The organism is Sphingobacterium paucimobilis HER1398, from assembly GCF_000416985.1.
GTDB lineage: Bacteria > Bacteroidota > Bacteroidia > Sphingobacteriales > Sphingobacteriaceae > Sphingobacterium > Sphingobacterium paucimobilis.
In genome coordinates, this window is record NZ_ATDL01000021.1 from 166,736 (window position 1) to 186,127 (window position 19,392).

The window sequence follows — 19,392 nt, forward strand, 5'->3', positions numbered from 1 at the left end:
TGTTTTGTGCTACATTTCTAGTTTCTCTGATTCAGTTGGACTTATGAATTCTATTTCATCTTTGAAGGCTATAATGAAGCTGAGTTCAATGCATTTTTGGAGCTGTTGTAAGAACTTTAAATAGCCTCCATTACCTTCAAAACTTTCGTTATTATCTAAAGAGAGATAGATTTCTATAATTTCATTCAATTTGTCCTCCCACTCATATCCTGGAAGCTCTTCGAAAAGTTGGTATAAATAATATTCAGGTTGTGATATCTCAGAGTAAGATAGATACTTTAATGTAATGACTCTTCCTTCGTGAATGAACTGTTGGCAAGATTGTAGAGTGGTAATCGATTTAAATTGAAATTTATCAGGATCACATATATTCCGCACATTCTCATCGATGAATTTTATTATTTTATGAATACACACACAAAAGTAAAAGGTAGTTCCTGGATGGGATTCTTTGAATGCCTCATTCCAGTCATCGTGTTCTGTATGTATGCTTGTATGGAGGATTTGACATTCACTCTGCCATCCTTCTAAATCATTGTAAAGGAGTATCTTTCTAAGCTCCTCTAGGATCCTATCTCTATGAGGGTCACCAATCTGGGGTTTCCTGATTTCAGGGCTGGACTGGGTATCCAAGTCGTTTGAATCAGTCGCCGCGTTGGTGTTTTGATTGTTGTTTTTGGATACTACATTCTCTTCGAGCTGATCGTTAATTTCATATTTAGGGAACTCTCCTATTTCGTAGATATGGTGGAGAGAAATTGTCAGTCGCATGAACAGCTCTCTGATTGCGAGTACGTAGTCTTCGCCTAGAGCTTCGTGCATATCGATTTCTTCTCTTCTATCTATCATGTTTATCCACAGGGTATCAAGTGTGTCATACCATTTTTTTAAACTTTGAAAGGAAAAGAATTTACTGATGGAGTCGTAGGGTGTTTCTTCATTGTTTTTGGTTATGGATTTGTTCTCTCTAAAGTTTACATAATCCTGTCGGTTGTAGAAAAAGTCTAAAGGCTCCTTCTGTTTTGGGATATTGTACTTTTTGTAAATAACGTATGCAATTTCTACCCGACGGATGAGTTCTATAATGTTGTCTCCAAAGAACATCGATTTAGAACTCCTCATTTTTTTATTTATAGAGGCATTGATGATGGTATCTATATCCGCAAGGCATCGATTGAAATCTGATTCATGGGAGAAAAAATCGACGAGATATATCATCGGATTCTTCACGGTATCTTTATTTAAATACCTAAAGTGTTTCGCTTTTAGTTTCTTTTACGTATTTTTCATAATGTAAGTTTTGGGTAATTAACGCTTGTGTTTATAATTTACTTCTTTCAAAATCTAATATAAGAATTAATTATCTTCAAAACAAAGTTGTTGACGAAAAATATATTTGTATGAGCTCTTTAATGAAGAGAATTAAGATTTTGGCGGATAATGAAGGGATGAGTGTAACAGCTTTTGAAGCGGCAATTGGTGCGAGTAAGGGCGTTTTTTCAAGAGCTTTAGCTAATGGTACTGATATTCAAAGTAAATGGTTGTTGAATGTGGTGGAAAATTATCCGCAGTATTCTACGGATTGGTTATTGACAGGCAAAGGAGAGATGTTGCAGGGGGCGAATAAAACGGAAGATCGTGCAGAAACCTATTTAAATGCAGAGCTGGAGGGGGTGAGTAATGCGGTCATTCATTCTATGCAGCGCGTTATATCTTCTCAAGAAGTGACGATTAGATCACAGGAGAAGACAATTGTCTCTTTGGAGAAACAATTAGCGCTGTTGGAACGCGAAATATCGCTGCTAAGAAAAGACTAATTATTAAAAACCAAATTATATGGACAATCTATCACTTACTGTTAAAGAGCGTATATTGCTGATTGCAGGACACGCGAAGATGAGCAAAATTGAGTTTTTTAAGGACCTGGGGATGTCCTATGCTAATTTTAAAGGTGAGCAGAAGAAATCAGGTTTGAGTTCGGATGCGTTATTGAAAGTATTTTCTAAGTATCCTGAAATAAATCCATCATGGCTATTGCTTGGCGAAGGCGAGATGGTACGTAACCAATCGAGGAAAGAAGCTATTGTTGACGTCACGGAATCAGCGCAACAGGGACAAAAAATGATCGGTGCCGAAATGTCATTTGTAGGGATACAGACCCAACTTATCAAGGAGTTTAAAACACTTTTGAAGTTAGTTACCGAGCAGACATTATATATTATGGAACTGGAGAAGAGAGTGGAAATACTCGAGAAGAAGGGAAAGGACGAGAAAAAGAAGAAAAAGAAAAAGAAAAAGTAAAGATCGGCAGGCTCGCCGATAATCGGATGATGCGTATCAGTAAAAGAATTTTTGCAGGAATGGTAACCTGCGTATTGGCTGTGTTTTTAGGAAATGCACAGACTAAAGAATGGAGGCCGGTATATACTTCGAAATGGGATCACCTGCTGTCTTCACCGGACAATAAAAACTCCATATTAGGTGTCCTTTGTACCGAAGCATCGATTACGGTGCTGGATTCGACACGTACGCATTACAAAATCAGGGTCAGCAATGGCGATGTAGGCTATATAGCCAAGCAGCCGCTGGATACGCGGATGTTCAGTAAGACGTCTGCTGGTGAGCCGGCTCAGTATTTCTACCGGGGACCTGAAGGTCAGCAGGGGCCGCACCTCTATGTGCAGGTGGCCGAACTGCGTGTGCGTAATCAGCCTTCGACCGAAGGTAAGATCGTACGTAAGGCTAGGCTCAATGAACATACTTTGTTGGATTATTATCCACTGTATAATGATGGATGGGTATATATAGGTGATCATTTTCATGAACAGCCGGAGTATATACAGGCCAAGTACCTGGGAATGGAACTGACCTATTCAGAACTTTTGAAAGCGTATCTGAAAGTTAAAGATAAGGATATCACAGAAGAACTGAATGCGGCTAGCCGTCTGCGTGAAATCGGATGGTCGAGCAACAAAGCAGATATGTTGCAGGCGCTACGTTATTACAAAGAGTCTTGGGAGCGATCGGGACAGGCTAACCCCAAGGTGGATATCGAGTTTGAGCTCCTTCTAGCCTCTAAGCTCGAGAATCTGGACTATGAGGTTTATGAAAAGGAAATGCGTAAGCTTTCTATGTACTACCTAATACATGGCAGAAGGCTTTGGGATGGTAAGATTTCCGAAAGGGAAGCGGCTGATCTGAATCTGAAAAAAGTTAAAGATATTCCCGATTCACCGGAATGCGGTTGGGAACCGTTGTTCTTCTACCGATCGGCAGATTTGATTCTGGCATTTGAAGAGAATTATCCTGCAAAGAACAAAATGGTGGGTTCGGTGTATTCGATTAACTTTGCGGAGCAGCATGCTTTGGTGCTTGGAAAGGAAATTATAGATGGCAGCTATAGCGAGAAAGATTTCGTGACTAAATTTGGACATCTCCTGACGGTAGATTGGGCTGCGAACCCCCACTATTACCGTATCGCCAATGGGGATGCAGGCTTCTTTGCCATCACCTTCAAAAATGGTCTGCCTGTAACCTTCGAGTCGGTATATTACTGTTAAGGGAAGTTGAATAGCCCTATTGGTTATCAGTAAAGATTCTTGTGTGCCTTTGCAGATTTGATAATCAGATGCTTGAAATCGATAAAAAATTTATAATTTGGCATGTCTTGGAAACATTCTCCGAGTTCAGTTTTTGAAAATCTTAATTGATTGGGCATGTCGGGAATAGAAACGCTTTTCAAAGAGTATTTTGTACGGTTGACGGTTTATGCGTACCCCTTCGTAGACTCTGAAGAAGTCGCTAAAGATATAGTACAAGAAGCGTTTATTGTCTTAATGGATAGAACGGATATTCTTGCTCGTCCTGAGCGGGTTATCAAAAGCTTTCTGTATAGTACCGTCAAAAACCAATGCCTAAATTATAAGCGAAGACAAGCCACTGCAGAGAAGATACATGTTGAGTTGAAGGGAGAGGAGGAGAGTGAAACAGATCAACTCACTGATTTAATCCGTGCCGAAATAATAGGGGTTCTTCACAATGAACTTTCTACATTGCCCGATAAATGCCAGCACGTATGTAAACTCATCTATTTTGATGGAAAGAAATATGAAGAGGTTGCTAGGTTGTTGAATATAAGTCTAAATACAGTAAAGAGCCAACGGCAGCGGGCCCTCCGCCTGTTGAAAAGCAAACTTCTTCTTTATCTTGTTGCTTTCTTAAAAATTTTATTTATCTAATAGTCAGTTTGTTGAAGTTTTATTGTGAATAAGATAAACTTTCGCTCACCCTTTTTTGATTTTCAAGTTACTTAGTTACAAATTATGATAGAAACCGATAAAATTATATTTGCCGAGCTTGCCTCTATGTTGGTTGCAGGTGATAGTCTAAATGCTGAACAAGAAGAATTGTTGAGCAGCTTACTGGAAAAATATCCAGCGGGCAAGGCCTATCTGCAGCATATAGTGGAAAAAGGGGCAATCGAAACTCCAGTGGATTTAAGGAATATAGATTCCGATAACGAATGGGAGCGGTTTCAAACGGCTGTTTCTAAAGAGGTAAAGCCCTCTGCTGTTTTCCAATCCTATTGGAAGATGTATACATCTGTGGCTGCAGCACTGGTTGCTGTTTTACTATTGGGACTGTGGTGGTATACCAGCAGTGAGCAGCTCAGCTATATTGTTGAAGATAAGGTTTACGGGCAAAAAAATGACGTCCTCCCCAATGACGAACAAGCAATCTTTGAGGTCGATGGTAAGCTTTTTCAACGGCTGGGAAGGAAGGAGCTGGGACAGCGGCCGAGCACGCCGGATGCAGGTAACCGTAGACATAAGATTATTACACCGACTCGATCATCGTATTCTATTGTCTTATTGGATGGGACCAAAGTATGGCTTAGTCCAGAATCTGAAGTCGAATATTCAGCAGCATTTTCTTCGGCAGAGCGTCGGATAAGGCTCAAAGGAGAGGCTTTTTTCGAGGTCGCTAAAGACACAGTGCGACCTTTTATCGTAGAGGTAGACGGCTTGCAAGTACGTGCTCTGGGGACAGCTTTTTCGGTCAATAATTATGATAATAAAGAACCACAGGTATTGTTGACAGAAGGACGACTGCAGTTGACAGCCGAACATGGTGAGGCGGTTATAGAAGCGGGATATCAGGCAGATGTAATCGAGGGAAAACTGCATGCTGGGGTATCAAGCCATCTAGAGGACGCGCTGGGTATAAAAGATGGATTCTTTAATTTCAATAATAAGGATATCGAAACGATTCTGGAAGAGGTGAAACGATGGTATGGTGTGGATCTGGATGTCGAACGTAAACTGGAGCAGAAAAGATACTCGGGTAGTATCGAACGTAATGTGACGCTCGGGAGAGTGTGTGCTGTGCTGAAAGACCTTACTGGATATCAGTATCTAATAGATGGGAATAAACTAATTGTAAGATAATAAACCTAAAACATGGAGGGCGCTATATGAGATAGAAAACACTACCGATTGAAAAACTAAGCGAAGGTACTGCCATACCTCCGCTAAAGATGAATTCAAATTTGTTATAAACCATTAAATTCTTTACAAATTTATGAATATTAAAAAATATTCAAAAATCGACGTGTCCCTGACCAAGAGGGAAAGACGGTTTTTGAAAACGCTGATTAAGATGAAATTGACAGGTTTAATTTTAGTAACCTCAATGTTCACTAGCTTCGCTACGACCAATGGTCAGGTAACGTTAAATGTTAAAAACGGTAAAGTTGAGCAGGTTTTGGGTGCAATATCCAAACAGACAGGGGTACGTTTTGTGTATGAGCACGGATTGTTGGCTGCCGAGCGAACTTCCGTAAGCGTTAAGGATGAAACCTTGGACCAGTCGCTTCTGAAGGTATTGGGCGAACGTAACTTGATCTTTACCATACACGATAACACAGTAGTGATAAAAAGAGATGAACGGTCGACTGCTACTACTAAGTTGCAGAAGCCGATCTCTGGCCGTGTAGTGGATGCTCAGGGCAACCCGATATCTGGAGCTACGGTAGCCATACAGGGAGGCAAGTCGACGGCCTCTTCTGTAACAGGTGATTTTGCTGTGGCTGGTAAGCTGGGGGATGTTATTGAGGTACGGTACTTTGGGTTTAAGACGCAGCTTGTGACTGTAGATAAGATGGATGGGGTGCAGATTACCCTGGAAGAAGAGATCGATGCTTTGGATGAAGTGGTCGTGGTGGGGTACGGACGGCAGCGTAAAGCTAACTTGACAGGTCCGATAAGTTCGGTAAATGCGGATCAACTGAAGAATATCGCGCCGTCGAATCTGTCAAATACACTGGCTGGACGTGCACCTGGTGTAAATGTGACCAACACATCGGGAATGGCTGGCGCATCATCAAGCCTGCGTATACGGGGCAGTTTTGCGGAACCTCTGTATGTTATCGATGGTATCGTGAGGGATAAGGCTGCTTTTGATGCGCTCGAAGCGAATGAAGTGGATCAGATGAGTTTCTTGAAAGATGCGGCAACGGCCGCTGTATATGGAACGAGAGCGGGTAATGGGGTTGTTGTCGTGACGACTAAAAAGGGGACGAATCAAGCGCCGGTATTCAATGTGCAGAGTAGTTATAACTTCAGTGCGCCCACACAGACGTTGCTAGCGGACATTACGACTGCTGCCGATGAGCTGACCTATCAAAATAGGGTTGCTCAGTTTAACTGGGAGCAGGGGGATCGTAAGAATCCTTTTGTCGCACCGAATGGAAAGGAAGAGTTTGACTACTTTCTGGACAAGAAATATAGTGTCAATGATGTGATATGGCGTAATCCTTTCAGTCACCGACAGTCTATCTCAGTGAATGGTGGGGGCGATAAAATCACCTATTATAATCTGGTGAGCTATCGTAAAGAACTGGGATCCTATAAGACATTGGAGCATGAAAAGTTCAATCTGCGAAGCAATATCAGTGCGCAGCTTTCGGATGACTTTAGTGTGGATGTGAATGTTGCCATGAACCAGACGAATTCTGATCGTTTCTTTTGGCCGTTTAGTACGTCGGCTGATGATGACGATTTTGATGTGGCAGATTTTTATCGGGTGACGTTCAACTGGCCGAAGATGTATCCGTTTTATCTAAATGCTGATGGAACACCAAGCAATACGCCTACCGAATATCCGGTGCAGACACCGATGGGGTCTTGGCAGGCTTGGAATGTGATCGATCAGGTTATTGGAGATCGCTACGTTAATCGTAAAGTCAGACAGGTGAATCCGATTCTTACGCTGAATTATAAGTTGGATAAATTGATCGAAGGATTGTCAACAAAAGTGGTTGGTTCGTACGTCGCGGAAGACTATATGAAAAAACAGTTTATGACATTCCAGAAGAACTATACTTTTACTTCTTTAGATCCTAACGGAAATAGATTTATTCCAGCTCCGCCTTCGGAGGATAAAATCAATGTATTCACCTTCAGTCAGGCGCAGCCTTTTATGGATTACACACCAGAGCGAACCTGGCAATATCAGGTCAACTGGTTTTTGAACTATAGCCGTAAATTTAATAAACATGGTATCGATGCCGTATTGGTATATGAGCAGTTCAAGGAGGGCGGCACTTTTATCAATTCTCGCGCAGAGAGCCCGATTGTAAGTTTAGATCAGATGTTTATCTATCCAACGGATCGTAATTTTAGGTCGACGACGGCAAAAGAAACAGTGGATTCGCGCAGAGGGATAATTGGACGTGCAAATTATAACTTTGCCGATCGATATATTGCAGAGTTTTCTTTTAGATATGACGGTTCGCCATTATTTCCAAATGACAAGCGTTGGGGATTTTTTCCATCCATGTCGGCAGCTTGGCGTGTGTCGGAAGAAAGCTTCTTTGCTGATTTAAAAAATACGGTGAATGACCTGAAACTGCGAGCTTCTTATGGTTCGACGGGGAATGATTTGAATGTTGAGGCTAAGCGAATTGGACAGTTCCTGTATCGGGAGAAGTATACGCCAAGTGGTGGCTCTGTATTCGGAGACCGTTATTACAACGGGATTGCTTATGGAAATAATCCGACGCAAAATCTGACCTGGACGACTTCTAAAAGTTATAACCTCGGGATAGATTTTGCGATGTTAAACAGTAGGCTTAGCGGTTCATTGGATGGATTTGTGCGTAAGGAGACCGATATTCTCGGTCGTAGGCAGAATGCTTTGCCGGACACGTATGGGCGTGAACTGGCACCTGAAAACTATGCGGCCCGGAGTTATCGAGGTGGGGAAGTATCACTGAATTGGAATGACCGGATTGGTGAGGTATCCTATGGTATCACAGCAAACATGGGCTATGCAAAAGATAGGTGGGATATCTATGATGAGGAGCCTTCTTATGGGGCCGGTGGTGTTCAAAATTTCAGATCTAGAGTGGGTCGTGCGGAGAATAGAATCGTGGGACTCGAGGCTGTGGACATCGTACGTACCCAAGAACAATTGGACGCACTGAAAACACAGGGATTTAAAACATATGGAAGGGATCCTTACCTGGGAATGATCCTGTACAAAGATCAGCGCGGGTCAAATTACTCGGGCGGACCAGACGGAAAGATTGATGACAATGATATGGTCTTATTGTCTGAAAATAATACACCACGGATCAACTATGGCTTTGGTCTGAATGGGTCGTGGAAAGGAATCTCGGTGTCGGCATTGTTCCAAGGGGTATTGGCTTATGATCGTATTATCAGTAATCTGGATGGGCCTGGTATGCGTCAGCATGGAGGTGGGTTTAGACCGTACTATCCGATATGGGCAGATGATGTATGGACTGCCGAAAATCCAGGAGCCAAATATCCGCGTGCGGTAGGTGCCAATTGGGTCGAATCAGGAACTAATGCTTCTTCTTTCTGGATCCGTAATGGGGCTTATCTTCGTCTTCGTGATTTGAATGTCTCTTATAGTCTACCTCTGGCAATAACAGATCGTATGAAGATTAAAGGGGTGAATGTTTTCTTTAATGGGACGAATCTATTCGTCTTCTCTAAGATGACCGAATTCCACGATCCGGAGCAGAAAATGTATGATTCTTATCCGGTCATGAAAACGTATGCGGTAGGTATTGATGTTAAATTTTAAATGTGAACGACAATGAAGAAGATATTTTATATAATTATAGCATCGTTTCTAACTATTGCCTCTTGTAAAAATGTACTCGATATTGATGACTTGAACTCGCTGGATGAGGATAAGGTATGGAATGATCCGAATCTTGTGAATGCCTACTTGGCCAATCTGTATGGGGTTTTTGGTAATTGGTCAGTTAGTGCGGATAGGTATTCGGAGCAATTGATCGGAATTAATTTCCCCTTGGATGCGGTGACCGTAAATGATACCACATTCAAGTCTTGGAACTATACTAATATACGTAAAATTAATACGGCTATTCATAAGATCAATGAGGGGACGGGACTGGTTGCGGAGGTGAAGAATGACGCCTTGGGACAGTTGCTTTTTATGCGGGCATACCTGTATTTTGATATGGTGAAGCATCATGGTGGGGTTCCCTATATTACCACACCTCAGGATCGCTCTAAGGATGACCTACAGGTCACCCGTAACAGTACCAAAGAATGTTTTGATCTGATGATCAAAGACCTGGATGAGGCTACGGCCCTGTTGCCGAAAGTAATTGCCAAAAGCAGTGATAACTATGGGAAAATTGACGGTAACTTTGCGATAGCTTTTAAAGCTAAGGTACTGTTGTATAAGGCGTCTCCGCAGTTCAATCCCAGTAACCCTTTCGGGAATGCTTATTGGGCAGAAGCCTATACTGCCAATAAAGCGGCTTATGATCGTTTGAAGGCTGACGGCTATGCGTTGACGCCAGATTATCAGAATATTGCCTTACAGGAGAAGGGACCCGAAGTCGTATTTGCAGTAATCAACAAGTATCCAAATAAAGTGGCCAATTGGGATAATGGGGTACGCCCAGGGTCAGAAAGTAGGGGGCCGGCGGCAGCTGTGCCTTCTTGGGAATTTGTGAAAGCTTTTCCGATGAAGGATGGCAAGTTGTACAATGACCCTACGAGTACCTATTTTAAAACAGATGAACAGTTTTTACAGTCGTATTGGGAGAATAGAGATCCCCGTTTTGATAAGTCCATTGTCTGGAACGGTAAGATCTATGAAGTGTCGGGCAAGGCAGGCAAGCGTCAGTATACTTCGGTAGGCGTGGCTCCAGCACTGGATGACTTTGGTGTGAATCCAAAGGCCAATACGCCGTCAGAGAACCTGAATAGATATAGTGGCTTTTTTATCCTCAAGAACTCCAAGTTATCGCTGAAACAGACGGAGGTGCAGACGCAGTATGACGTGGATTATGTGGTAATGCGTTTTGCTGAGGTCATGTTGAACTATGCAGAAGCGGCCAATGAGACTGGTGACTTCAATACTGCAATGGATATTTTGAAAGAAATACGGATGCGTGCAGGAATAGAGGTTGGTAATGATGGCTTGTACGGAATAAAAGCAGTTGACAAGGCTGATCTTAGAGATGCAATCTTGGCAGAAAGAAATATTGAGTTCTGTTTTGAGGGACATCGATTCTGGGATCTGAGAAGAATGAGGAGATTGGACGTGCTGCATAATAAGACAAAATACGGGGTGGAAGCGATCGCCATCAATACGGACGGAACAGAAATGGATCTGACGGTTGCGGGAGGACTGGCTAAAACCTATCAACTGCAGGAGAATCAGTTTAAATATGTCCTGAGACAGGTACCTAACACCGGAGCAAAGGAGAATATCGTACCAGACAGTTATTACTTCTTTCCTATTTTACAGACATCGATTGATAAAAATCCCAAATTGTTGCAAAACAAAGATTGGGGAGGAACTTTTAATCCTACATTGGAATAACTGGTTCAAAATAAAGGCACCTCTCTGGGGTGCCTTTATTCATTGAAGGGAAAAGAGGGCTATTGAAGGAGGGGGGATGATAGGAAAGGTCTTTTTATTTTTTTAATAAAATGGAACAGAGGGGTAACAATCACGGAGTACTGTTGATATCTAACTGAACCAACAATTAAATGACATGAAAAGATTTACATTGAACTCTATTTTAATACTCTTATTGGGTATGGCATCCGTGGGATGCTCTAACGAAGGGGTAGAGCCCGAGCAACCAGCTGATGCGTGTGTGCTGAACAATCTGGTTATGCTCCGCGTGGCTTTTGATGGCAGTTATCAGGCCAGTGTTGCTTACAATAAGTTTGCGGTCAACGGACTGAATCCATCGTCGGGATCGCTCTTGGGTACCGTGGGCACGGACCATAGGCTTACCTTTGAACTTCCAACTAATGGCTCTTTTTACAATAAGGCTACAGGGGTACATGGTATGTTGATATCACGTGCAGAAGCCTATCTTAAATTTGATGTGAATACTGGAGTAGGACAAGCCTATGCGGTACAAACCAACTTTGCTGCACCAGCGCTCAGTAACGGGAATGCTTATGTGATAGCAGTGGATCAGAGCTATGCCTCTTCAGGAGTAGGGGAGCATTATATGATAAATAGCTTCAATATGCAAAACGGTACGACGGGTGCTGCACTACCTATACCAGTAGCGGATAGGACTTTTGATAATCATAGTTTCTTCGCAAATGAGAGTATGTCGTCGACCAGTAATGGTGTTGACAAGCTTTATTTCTTATCCGGAACTAATTTGATTACAGTCAATACGGCTACGAATACCGCAAGTCATATCGATCTATATCCATCGTTTTCACAGGCTAATGATTGGGTGGCTTTTTATGGAGTAAAGTATTCGCAGAGCCTTGGCTTAATCGCCCTAAAAAGGGATGCCAACGGATTTTCGTTGGTAAAGATAAATCCTAATACGGGAACCCATACCACCCTATTGGCGATCAATGCAGCAATCAATACGGAGTTTTATTCAGCGGCTTATCGCGAGTGTGACAAGACCTATTACCTGACGAGCATGAGCCAGAGCACTCCAACCGTGGAAACGAGCTATTACGAGTTTGATCTCAATAGTAATACGCTGGTGAATACGCAAGTGCTGACAGATTATGGCTTTGGAATTGAGGTGATACAATAGAACATCTTGAATAATGTTCAACTTTTAAAAATCAATATATTTCAACGCGAAAGGCACCGTTACGGGTGCCTTTTTTTGTTCTAATCCTGCAGTTCCATATGGAACAGGTCAGCGATGTGTTGTTTAAGTTTATCCTTGACCTCACTCATGTCGAGTTTACGTCCCAGCTCTCGCTCCATGGAGGTTACATCCTTGTCATCAATACCGCAGGGGATGATGTTGCCAAAGTATTCGAGATCGGCGTTGACATTGAAGGCAAAACCGTGCATGGTGACCCAGCGGGAAGCTCGTACGCCCATCGCACATATTTTACGGGCTTTATCATTGTCCGCATCAAGCCATACGCCTGTAAAACCGTCGTACCGTCCGGCTTGTATTCCGTAATCGGCCAATGTCAGTATAATGGCTTCTTCCAAAGTGCGCAGGTAGAGGTGGATGTCGGTGAAAAAGTTGTCCAAGTCTAAGATCGGATAACCGACAATCTGTCCAGGACCGTGATAGGTGATATCTCCACCGCGGTTTATTTTATAGAATCTAGCGTCTTTTGCTTTAAGTTCCTCCTCATCCAGTAAGAGGTATTCTGGATGTCCACTCTTTCCCAGCGTATACACATGAGGGTGCTCTGTGAATATAAGATGATTGGGGGTAGGGTGTTTGGTATCGTTGACCCGATTGTCATGCTTAATAGCCAATGTGTCCGCAAAGATTTTCTCTTGCCTGTCCCATGCCTCTTGGTAGTCTACCAAGCCCCAGTCGGTGAATTGTACTTTTTTGTTCATTGTAAAGTGATGACAGTTATAGAGGTTATGAAAGTTATGTTGTTGAGTTGTCTAGACTAGCTATCAACTTTGTCGCCATAATTCGTATGAACGTAACTCTGTCTATAATGATTTTATTTTCCTCTATGAAGCCTAGCATTTTGGCTATATCAATTTGGGTTTCGAGTTCTGAAAGAGAACCCAATGATATGTAGATAAATCGAACCCACTCTTTGTTCCCGCGTCTCCCAGCCCCCTCGGCTATATTGGAAGGTATAGAAATTGCTGAGCGTCGCATTTGCTGACCTAAAGTAAAACGCTCGTCTGGAGGAAAAGAATTGGTCATTTCGTATACATCTTTTACAAGAAGCATGCTCTCCTCCCAAACTTTTAAATCCTTATGTGACTTTACCATACCTATATAACTTCTTAACTCTTATAACTCTATAACCTAATATAGCAAATTATTATACGGATATCGTTTGTTATGTAAGTCTGAAATGACTTCGTAGAGCTTCTCTTTGAATTCCTCTATATTCGTTTTGTTAGTCGCTGATAGGAAAATCGCTGGATCGGAGTTCTTGGCCATCCAGGAGTTCTTAAAGTCGTTTAATGTTACTTTTATTTCTTCTCCGTTCTCGTCAAATTCTACCGCAGGCTTGAACATGTCGATTTTATTGAACACGGTAATTGTCGGTTTGTCCAACGCATTGATGTCTTTCAAGGTCTCATTGACTGCAATGATATGATGCTCAAAGTCGGGGTGAGAGATGTCAACGACATGGATCAGCACATCAGCTTCGCGAACTTCATCTAATGTGGATTTGAAGGATTCGACCAGGTGATGCGGTAGCTTACGGATAAAACCAACTGTATCGGACAGTAAAAAAGGAAGGTTGTCGATGACCACCTTGCGCACTGTTGTATCTAATGTTGCAAAGAGCTTGTTCTCAATCAGGACATCCGCTTTGGATATCATGTTGAGAATAGTCGATTTGCCCACGTTGGTATACCCCACTAACGCCACACGGATCATTTCGCCGCGATTCTTGCGTTGGGTCTCATTCTGTTTATCGATGACTTTTAAGCGTTCTTTTAGCAGAGAGATCTTATTTAAAATAATCCGTCTATCGGTCTCTATCTGTGACTCACCAGGACCACGCATACCGATACCACCTCGTTGGCGTTCCAAGTGGGTCCACATCCGGGTTAGACGGGGCAATAGATATTGCAGCTGAGCCAACTCCACTTGTGTCTTCGCTTGAGCTGTCTGTGCGTGTTTGGCAAAAATATCCAGGATCAGACTGGAGCGGTCCAATATCTTACGCTTCAATTCTTTTTCAATATTCCGCAGTTGAGAAGGAGTTAGCTCGTCATCAAAGACAATCATATCAATATCCTCGGCTTCTACATATTCTTTTATTTCCTGCAGCTTGCCAGTACCGACAAATGTAGCATGCTCTGGTTTCGCTAATTTTTGAGTGAATACACCTCTTGTATCTCCTCCTGCAGTCTCTACCAAAAACTGTAATTCCTCTAAATATTCCTGCGCAGTTTCTTCCGAAATGTCGGGTGTGATGACTGATACCAATACGGCGGTCTCTTGTTTTATGGCGGTGTCGTATATCTTCGTTTTTCCCATATATATCTTTTAGTACTTGTCTTACTGTCTACTAAGAACAAGGAAACAAAGATAATGGTTTTTTTACGGAGCTATTGAATAATTAAAAGATGAATGTTTTTTATAAAAAAATAAAATAGGGGGTAACATTTCAAGGGACGGGTTTATATCATAATACAAACAGAAGGAATGACAATATTTAAACTTATAATGATATGAAAACAAACTTTACTTCCAGACTATTAGTGGCATTGCTGGCCGTATCTTTTATCGCATCTTCATGTAAGAATGATGGTGCTGACCCGGCTCCGACCATAGCGGCACCATCTACAGCGAATTTTAAAGATATGAGAGCTAAGGCTCTGGCTGATCTGACACAGAAAAAAGATTTTAAAGTTGCTGATGGACTTGATTTTACGACAGCTAAAGGGGCTAGGATACAGATCAGTGCCAATTGTCTTCGTGATCAGAGTGGTGCTTTGGCGACAGGCGATGCGACATTGTCATTCGTCGAAATCTATGACCGTGGTAATATGGTTGTAGCCAATAAGCCTGTGATGGGTATCAATGCCGACGGCAAGAAAGAGCCGCTGGTGACTGGCGGGCAGTATAACCTCAAAATTACACAGGGGGATAAGGAGCTGACTTCAGGTTGTGTCTTTAGCGTATCTCTGCCTGCTTCACATACCGGAGGATTGGATAATGACATGAAACTTTGGAATGGTATTATCGATCAGGATGGAAACTTGGCCTGGGATGAAATCGAACCGGGAGATAAAGAAGGCGGTCTGAATATGAATGGTGAAAATACAACTTATTCGATATGGGGCACTGCGTTTGGTTGGACCAATGTAGACCGTTTTTATAGTGATCCGCGGCCTAAAACAAAGATTAAAGTGACTCTTCCGGCAGGATATAATAACGACAACACAGGTGTGTATCTTGCTTATGAGGATCAACCTAATCTGTTGGCTCAATTGGATACTTGGGATTCGGCAGGTAAATTTTTTACAGAGCACTATGGTTTTGTGCCTATCGGTATGTCTTTGCATGTGGTTTTTGTCTCAGAGAGTAATGGAGCGCTGGCTTACAGTATTAAGAAAGTGACTATTGCAGCCGATGCGGTTATTCATATCGAGCAGCAAGATATAGCTACCTCGACGAAACAAGAATTGATCAATCGGATTAATAGCTTGCAGTAGACCATACTATCCTCTATATATTTTTTGTAAATTAGCCGTTCTTAGGAATGGCTAATTTATCGTTAATAACTCCCATAGAATACCTCAAAGGGGTAGGTCCGCAGAAAGCTGATGTGTTAAAAAAAGAGCTGCTGCTCTTTACTATTGGTGACCTGTTGCAGTACTATCCATTTCGCTATATAGACCGTACCAAATTCCATAAAATCCGACAAGTACATGCTGATCTCATTGGAGCACAAGTGTTGGGGCGTTTGATTTCACTGAAAGAAGTAGGCGAGCGACGTGGTAAGCGGTTGGTCGCGGAGTTTCGGGATGAAACGGGTAGCATGGAACTGGTGTGGTTTCAGAGTATACCATGGCTCCGGAAAAGCCTCAAAATCGGCAGTCCTTATATTATTTATGGTAAGCCGACTGAGTTCAATGGAGCTATTTCGATGACACACCCCGAGATGGAGCTGTACAGTTCTGCCGAGAAGAAAGTCGGCAATATGACGATGCAGCCGGTGTATTCATCCACCGAAAAATTAAAGAAATTCAATCTGGATACGAAAGGTATTCAAAAGCTTCAGCAGACAGCGCTGGAAGCCGTATATCATAGTATTGAGGAAACCCTGCCTCCTTATATTCTGGAAAAGCATAGTCTTATGGGGCATAAGGAAGCGCTGCTGGCTATACATTTTCCCCAACAGGTCAACGATCTGAATGCAGCTACGAGGAGGTTGAAATTCGAGGAGCTGTTCTTTATACAGTTGCGTCTGCTGCGCAATAAGCAACTCAATACCCAAAAGTTTAAGGGACATCGCTTTGATAGGGTGGGCGATCGGTTCAATACTTTTTTTAACGAGCGACTGCCCTTTCCGCTGACGAATGCGCAAAAGCGGGTGATCAAGGAAATCCGGCAGGATACGAATACTGGTGCACAGATGAACCGTCTGGTACAGGGGGATGTAGGTTCTGGTAAAACGGTGGTGGCACTGATGAGTATGCTTATCGCCTTGGACAACGGTTGTCAGGCCTGTATGATGGCACCGACGGAGATTCTGGCAACGCAGCATTATAATGGTTTGAAAGAGCTTGTCGGTGATGATATCTGTTCCATTAAGCTGCTTACGGGTTCTACTCCTGCCAAAGAGCGGCGATTGATACATCAGGGCTTGGAAGAAGGGACATTGGATATTCTTATCGGAACCCATGCCTTGATAGAAGATAAGGTGAAGTTTAAGAATATAGGTTTTGTCGTGATCGATGAGCAGCATCGATTTGGTGTGGAGCAGCGGGCGAAGCTGTGGCGTAAGAATGTGATTCCGCCGCATATGCTGGTCATGACGGCGACTCCTATACCACGTACGCTGGCGATGACGCTGTACGGTGATCTTGATATCTCTATCATTGACGAACTGCCTGCCGGACGTAAGCCGATTAAGACGGTTCACTTTTTTGAAAATCAGCGCTTGCGTGTATTTGGTTTTATACGGGAAGAGGTGGCAAAGGGCAGACAGGTCTATATTGTATATCCACTGATTAAAGAGAGTGAAAAAATGGACCTGCTTTATCTAGAAGCAGGGCTGGAGGGATTGATGCGGGAATTCCCCCTGCCGCAATATCATATCAGTATTGTGCATGGAAAGATGCCCGTAAAAGATAAGGATTTTGAGATGCAGCGATTTGTAAAGGGAGAGACTCAGATCATGGTGGCTACGACGGTGATCGAGGTGGGGGTCAATGTACCCAATGCATCGGTTATGATCATTGAAAACTCGGAGCGGTTTGGCCTTTCTCAATTGCACCAGTTGCGTGGGCGTGTAGGCCGGGGGGCAGAGCAGTCCTTTTGTATCCTCATGTCGGGCAATAAACTGAGCAAAGAGGGACGTAAGCGCCTAGAAACTATGGTACGTACCAATGATGGTTTTGAGATTGCTGAAGTCGATCTGGAGCTTAGGGGGCCGGGTGATCTCTCTGGAACACAGCAGTCGGGCGTGTTGGAAATGAAAATTGCAGACCTGGCGAAGGATCAGGCTATATTGAGCGAGGCTCGCAGTCGGGTGATTGAAATCTTTAAAGAAGATGCGCAATTGCTGGCACCACAGCACCAGCAATTGGCAGCGTATCTGAATCAACGGGCTCCAGGGATATCCTGGGATAAGATTTCTTAATAAACAAGCGTAGCTTTTCCGTCTTTACAAATAACTTCTTTTGCAGGGTTTGCATTGCTGCTTGGACAATCCATTTCTGTGCGGTATTTTTTAACCTGATAAAGGTGGCTGTATTTGGTCGCTAATTCTCCGAAAGCACGAGAATCAGGGGTGTTAATAACGGGAAATTGTATAAATTCACAGTCCTTGAGAATAGTAGCGATAGACCATTTACTGGCATCGGTACAAGGAACATCATTAAAATAGCCAACGACTTGTGGAAATAGTTCATCTAATAATTGGTCAATCTCGGTGAGTTCAAGGTCCGTTGCGTTGGCCACAATCATTTTACCTTCTTTGCAGCGTAATCCAAAGTGGGGAGCCAACTCAACTGGTGTAGTGTTATATACTAAAGGGTCATTTTTTCCAGGTTTGTAAGCTTTGTATGCCTGCTCGGATAGTTCCCGGTATTCTTTGATAAGGCTGTTGTATTCTTTTTCAAAACTGGGATGTACGGGCACATATCGGTAGGGGAGTGTGTCTATCCGCCATTCTTCTATCGGTTTACAAGGTTGATTTTCCGCTAACTTGATAGCTTCTTGCAATTTGAGGTCAGCAAGACGAATGAGTTCATGGTATTTGTCGTTATTGTCGTCTTTGTTACAGGCAGCAAATAAGGTGATAATACCCAATAAGCAGCAAAATAAGAGGTTAGTTCTTGCCATTTTTTTTGAATTTATAGTTGTATTATAACTAGTACGGTGATCGGTATGAAATCGCTACAGCTATTTCTAATAAAAGAAAAGCCCTGTCTGGACAGGGCTAAAATTCGGTTGTAAAGATTGTGGTATTGGAGCTATGCCTTCCAGGCGATAACCGAAATCTCGACATTTACATTACGGGGCAATGTTTTTACTGCTACACACTCACGTGCAGGCTGGTTCTCGTTGAAGTACTGCGCATACACTTCATTGACTGTAGCGAAGTCATCCATGCTGGATAAGAAGATGGTCGCTTTGCAAACATCTTTGAAATCGTAGCCGGCATGATTTAAGATGGCGCCTACATTTTTTAATACCTGATGGGCTTCATCTGCTACGCCCGTAGTGACCAACTCCATCGTTTCTGGATTGAAAGGTACCTGACCGGATACATATAATGTTTTGTCTGCTTTGATAGCTTGGTTGTAAGGTCCGATCGCTGCAGGAGCCTTGTCTGTGTTGAAGATTTCTTTTTGTGACATTATTATTTAGCTATAAATATTTTATAAAGGATTCCTAAGACAAAAACGCTAATAGCAATGGTATTGATAATACGCATGGCTTTTATGCTGCCGTTTGTATGCTGTTTTGATTTCTCCATAGTCTGCGGTTTCGTGTGAAACGAAGTTACAAACTTTCTGTATTACTTTTGAACAGATGGTAAATTGATAAGGTCAAAGTTTTAAGAAGGTTTAAAATCAACATCTTCTTGTCGCTCGAGCCGCGACAGGGCTCTTCTTTCTCCTTGAACGAGAAAGAAGCAAAGAGTCAAGACTGTGTAACCTATGTTCATCATGGCACATAAAGCTATACGTGCGGTT

General features: G+C 42.7%; 16 protein-coding genes. 10 read left to right on the top strand and 6 right to left on the bottom strand.

What is annotated here, in order from left to right:
- Window positions 1–9: 9 nt before the first annotated feature.
- A complete protein-coding gene (locus tag M472_RS41325; protein WP_144062655.1) occupies window positions 10–1,230 on the bottom strand; it encodes a hypothetical protein in 1,221 nt (406 codons plus the stop codon).
- A 182-nt stretch (window positions 1,231–1,412) separates the two neighbouring features.
- On the opposite strand from M472_RS41325, the gene M472_RS44740 reads away from it, so the two are divergent.
- The 8 genes from M472_RS44740 (at window position 1,413) to M472_RS41355 (ending at window position 12,097) form a co-directional block, all read left to right on the top strand.
- Window positions 1,413–1,817 carry a hypothetical protein gene (locus tag M472_RS44740; RefSeq protein WP_021069414.1) on the top strand — a complete coding sequence of 135 codons (405 nt, stop codon included), beginning with the start codon at window positions 1,413–1,415 and terminating at the stop codon, window positions 1,815–1,817.
- Between the two features lie 19 nt (window positions 1,818–1,836).
- Window positions 1,837–2,301 (top strand): hypothetical protein, encoded by a 465-nt coding sequence (locus tag M472_RS44745; protein ID WP_021069415.1) that lies wholly within the window; start codon window positions 1,837–1,839, stop codon window positions 2,299–2,301.
- Window positions 2,302–2,327: 26 nt separating this feature from the next.
- On the top strand, window positions 2,328–3,560 hold the full coding sequence (locus M472_RS41330; RefSeq protein WP_144062656.1) for an SH3 domain-containing protein: 1,233 nt from the start codon (window positions 2,328–2,330) through the stop codon (window positions 3,558–3,560).
- A 156-nt stretch (window positions 3,561–3,716) separates the two neighbouring features.
- Window positions 3,717–4,238, top strand: a complete 522-nt coding sequence (locus tag M472_RS41335) for an RNA polymerase sigma-70 factor (protein WP_021069418.1) — start codon at window positions 3,717–3,719, stop codon at window positions 4,236–4,238.
- 84 nt (window positions 4,239–4,322) lie between these two features.
- Window positions 4,323–5,447 (top strand): FecR family protein, encoded by a 1,125-nt coding sequence (locus M472_RS41340; protein WP_021069419.1) that lies wholly within the window; start codon window positions 4,323–4,325, stop codon window positions 5,445–5,447.
- Between the two features lie 133 nt (window positions 5,448–5,580).
- Window positions 5,581–9,114: a SusC/RagA family TonB-linked outer membrane protein gene (locus M472_RS41345; RefSeq protein ID WP_021069420.1), complete on the top strand. Its 3,534-nt coding sequence runs from the start codon at window positions 5,581–5,583 to the stop codon at window positions 9,112–9,114.
- Window positions 9,115–9,126: 12 nt separating this feature from the next.
- Entirely contained in the window at window positions 9,127–10,896 is a 1,770-nt protein-coding gene (locus tag M472_RS41350; RefSeq protein WP_021069421.1) for a RagB/SusD family nutrient uptake outer membrane protein, read from the top strand.
- Window positions 10,897–11,071: 175 nt separating this feature from the next.
- Entirely contained in the window at window positions 11,072–12,097 is a 1,026-nt protein-coding gene (locus tag M472_RS41355; protein WP_144062657.1) for a hypothetical protein, read from the top strand.
- A gap of 80 nt (window positions 12,098–12,177) precedes the next feature.
- On the opposite strand, the gene lipB is transcribed toward M472_RS41355, so the two are convergent.
- The 3 genes from lipB to hflX are packed head-to-tail and all read right to left on the bottom strand — an operon-like array spanning window position 12,178 to window position 14,497.
- A complete protein-coding gene (gene lipB, locus M472_RS41360) occupies window positions 12,178–12,876 on the bottom strand; it encodes a lipoyl(octanoyl) transferase LipB (RefSeq protein ID WP_021069423.1) in 699 nt (232 codons plus the stop codon).
- A gap of 34 nt (window positions 12,877–12,910) precedes the next feature.
- Window positions 12,911–13,270: a four helix bundle protein gene (locus M472_RS41365; protein WP_021069424.1), complete on the bottom strand. Its 360-nt coding sequence runs from the start codon at window positions 13,268–13,270 to the stop codon at window positions 12,911–12,913.
- A 36-nt stretch (window positions 13,271–13,306) separates the two neighbouring features.
- Window positions 13,307–14,497: a GTPase HflX gene (gene hflX, locus M472_RS41370; RefSeq protein ID WP_021069425.1), complete on the bottom strand. Its 1,191-nt coding sequence runs from the start codon at window positions 14,495–14,497 to the stop codon at window positions 13,307–13,309.
- 194 nt (window positions 14,498–14,691) lie between these two features.
- Here hflX and M472_RS41375 point away from each other — a divergent pair, with 194 nt between their 5' ends.
- Window positions 14,692–15,678 (top strand): hypothetical protein, encoded by a 987-nt coding sequence (locus M472_RS41375; RefSeq protein ID WP_021069426.1) that lies wholly within the window; start codon window positions 14,692–14,694, stop codon window positions 15,676–15,678.
- A 47-nt stretch (window positions 15,679–15,725) separates the two neighbouring features.
- Entirely contained in the window at window positions 15,726–17,831 is a 2,106-nt protein-coding gene (recG, locus tag M472_RS41380) for an ATP-dependent DNA helicase RecG (RefSeq protein ID WP_021069427.1), read from the top strand.
- Here the strand turns inward: recG and M472_RS41385 are convergent.
- Window positions 17,828–18,535 carry a hypothetical protein gene (locus M472_RS41385; RefSeq protein ID WP_022829287.1) on the bottom strand — a complete coding sequence of 236 codons (708 nt, stop codon included), beginning with the start codon at window positions 18,533–18,535 and terminating at the stop codon, window positions 17,828–17,830. The two genes, recG and M472_RS41385, sit on opposite strands and share 4 nt — an antisense overlap.
- A gap of 131 nt (window positions 18,536–18,666) precedes the next feature.
- A complete protein-coding gene (locus M472_RS41390) occupies window positions 18,667–19,053 on the bottom strand; it encodes a RidA family protein (RefSeq protein WP_021069429.1) in 387 nt (128 codons plus the stop codon).
- Window positions 19,054–19,392: the final 339 nt, after the last annotated feature.

Excerpts from the sequence above, each read along its gene's own strand:
- M472_RS41365 (WP_021069424.1), bottom strand. The coding sequence starts at position 13,270 with ATGGTAAAGTCACATAAGGATTTAAAAGTTTGGGAGGAGAGCATGCTT.
- M472_RS41390 (WP_021069429.1), bottom strand. The coding sequence starts at position 19,053 with ATGTCACAAAAAGAAATCTTCAACACAGACAAGGCTCCTGCAGCGATC.
- M472_RS41345 (WP_021069420.1), top strand. The coding sequence starts at position 5,581 with ATGAATATTAAAAAATATTCAAAAATCGACGTGTCCCTGACCAAGAGG.
- M472_RS44740 (WP_021069414.1), top strand. The coding sequence starts at position 1,413 with ATGAAGAGAATTAAGATTTTGGCGGATAATGAAGGGATGAGTGTAACA.
- recG (WP_021069427.1), top strand. The coding sequence starts at position 15,726 with ATGGCTAATTTATCGTTAATAACTCCCATAGAATACCTCAAAGGGGTA.
- M472_RS41350 (WP_021069421.1), top strand. The coding sequence starts at position 9,127 with ATGAAGAAGATATTTTATATAATTATAGCATCGTTTCTAACTATTGCC.
- M472_RS41375 (WP_021069426.1), top strand. The coding sequence starts at position 14,692 with ATGAAAACAAACTTTACTTCCAGACTATTAGTGGCATTGCTGGCCGTA.
- M472_RS41335 (WP_021069418.1), top strand. The coding sequence starts at position 3,717 with ATGTCGGGAATAGAAACGCTTTTCAAAGAGTATTTTGTACGGTTGACG.
- lipB (WP_021069423.1), bottom strand. The coding sequence starts at position 12,876 with ATGAACAAAAAAGTACAATTCACCGACTGGGGCTTGGTAGACTACCAA.
- hflX (WP_021069425.1), bottom strand. The coding sequence starts at position 14,497 with ATGGGAAAAACGAAGATATACGACACCGCCATAAAACAAGAGACCGCC.
- M472_RS44745 (WP_021069415.1), top strand. The coding sequence starts at position 1,837 with ATGGACAATCTATCACTTACTGTTAAAGAGCGTATATTGCTGATTGCA.
- M472_RS41355 (WP_144062657.1), top strand. The coding sequence starts at position 11,072 with ATGAAAAGATTTACATTGAACTCTATTTTAATACTCTTATTGGGTATG.
- M472_RS41340 (WP_021069419.1), top strand. The coding sequence starts at position 4,323 with ATGATAGAAACCGATAAAATTATATTTGCCGAGCTTGCCTCTATGTTG.
- M472_RS41330 (WP_144062656.1), top strand. The coding sequence starts at position 2,328 with ATGATGCGTATCAGTAAAAGAATTTTTGCAGGAATGGTAACCTGCGTA.
- M472_RS41385 (WP_022829287.1), bottom strand. The coding sequence starts at position 18,535 with ATGGCAAGAACTAACCTCTTATTTTGCTGCTTATTGGGTATTATCACC.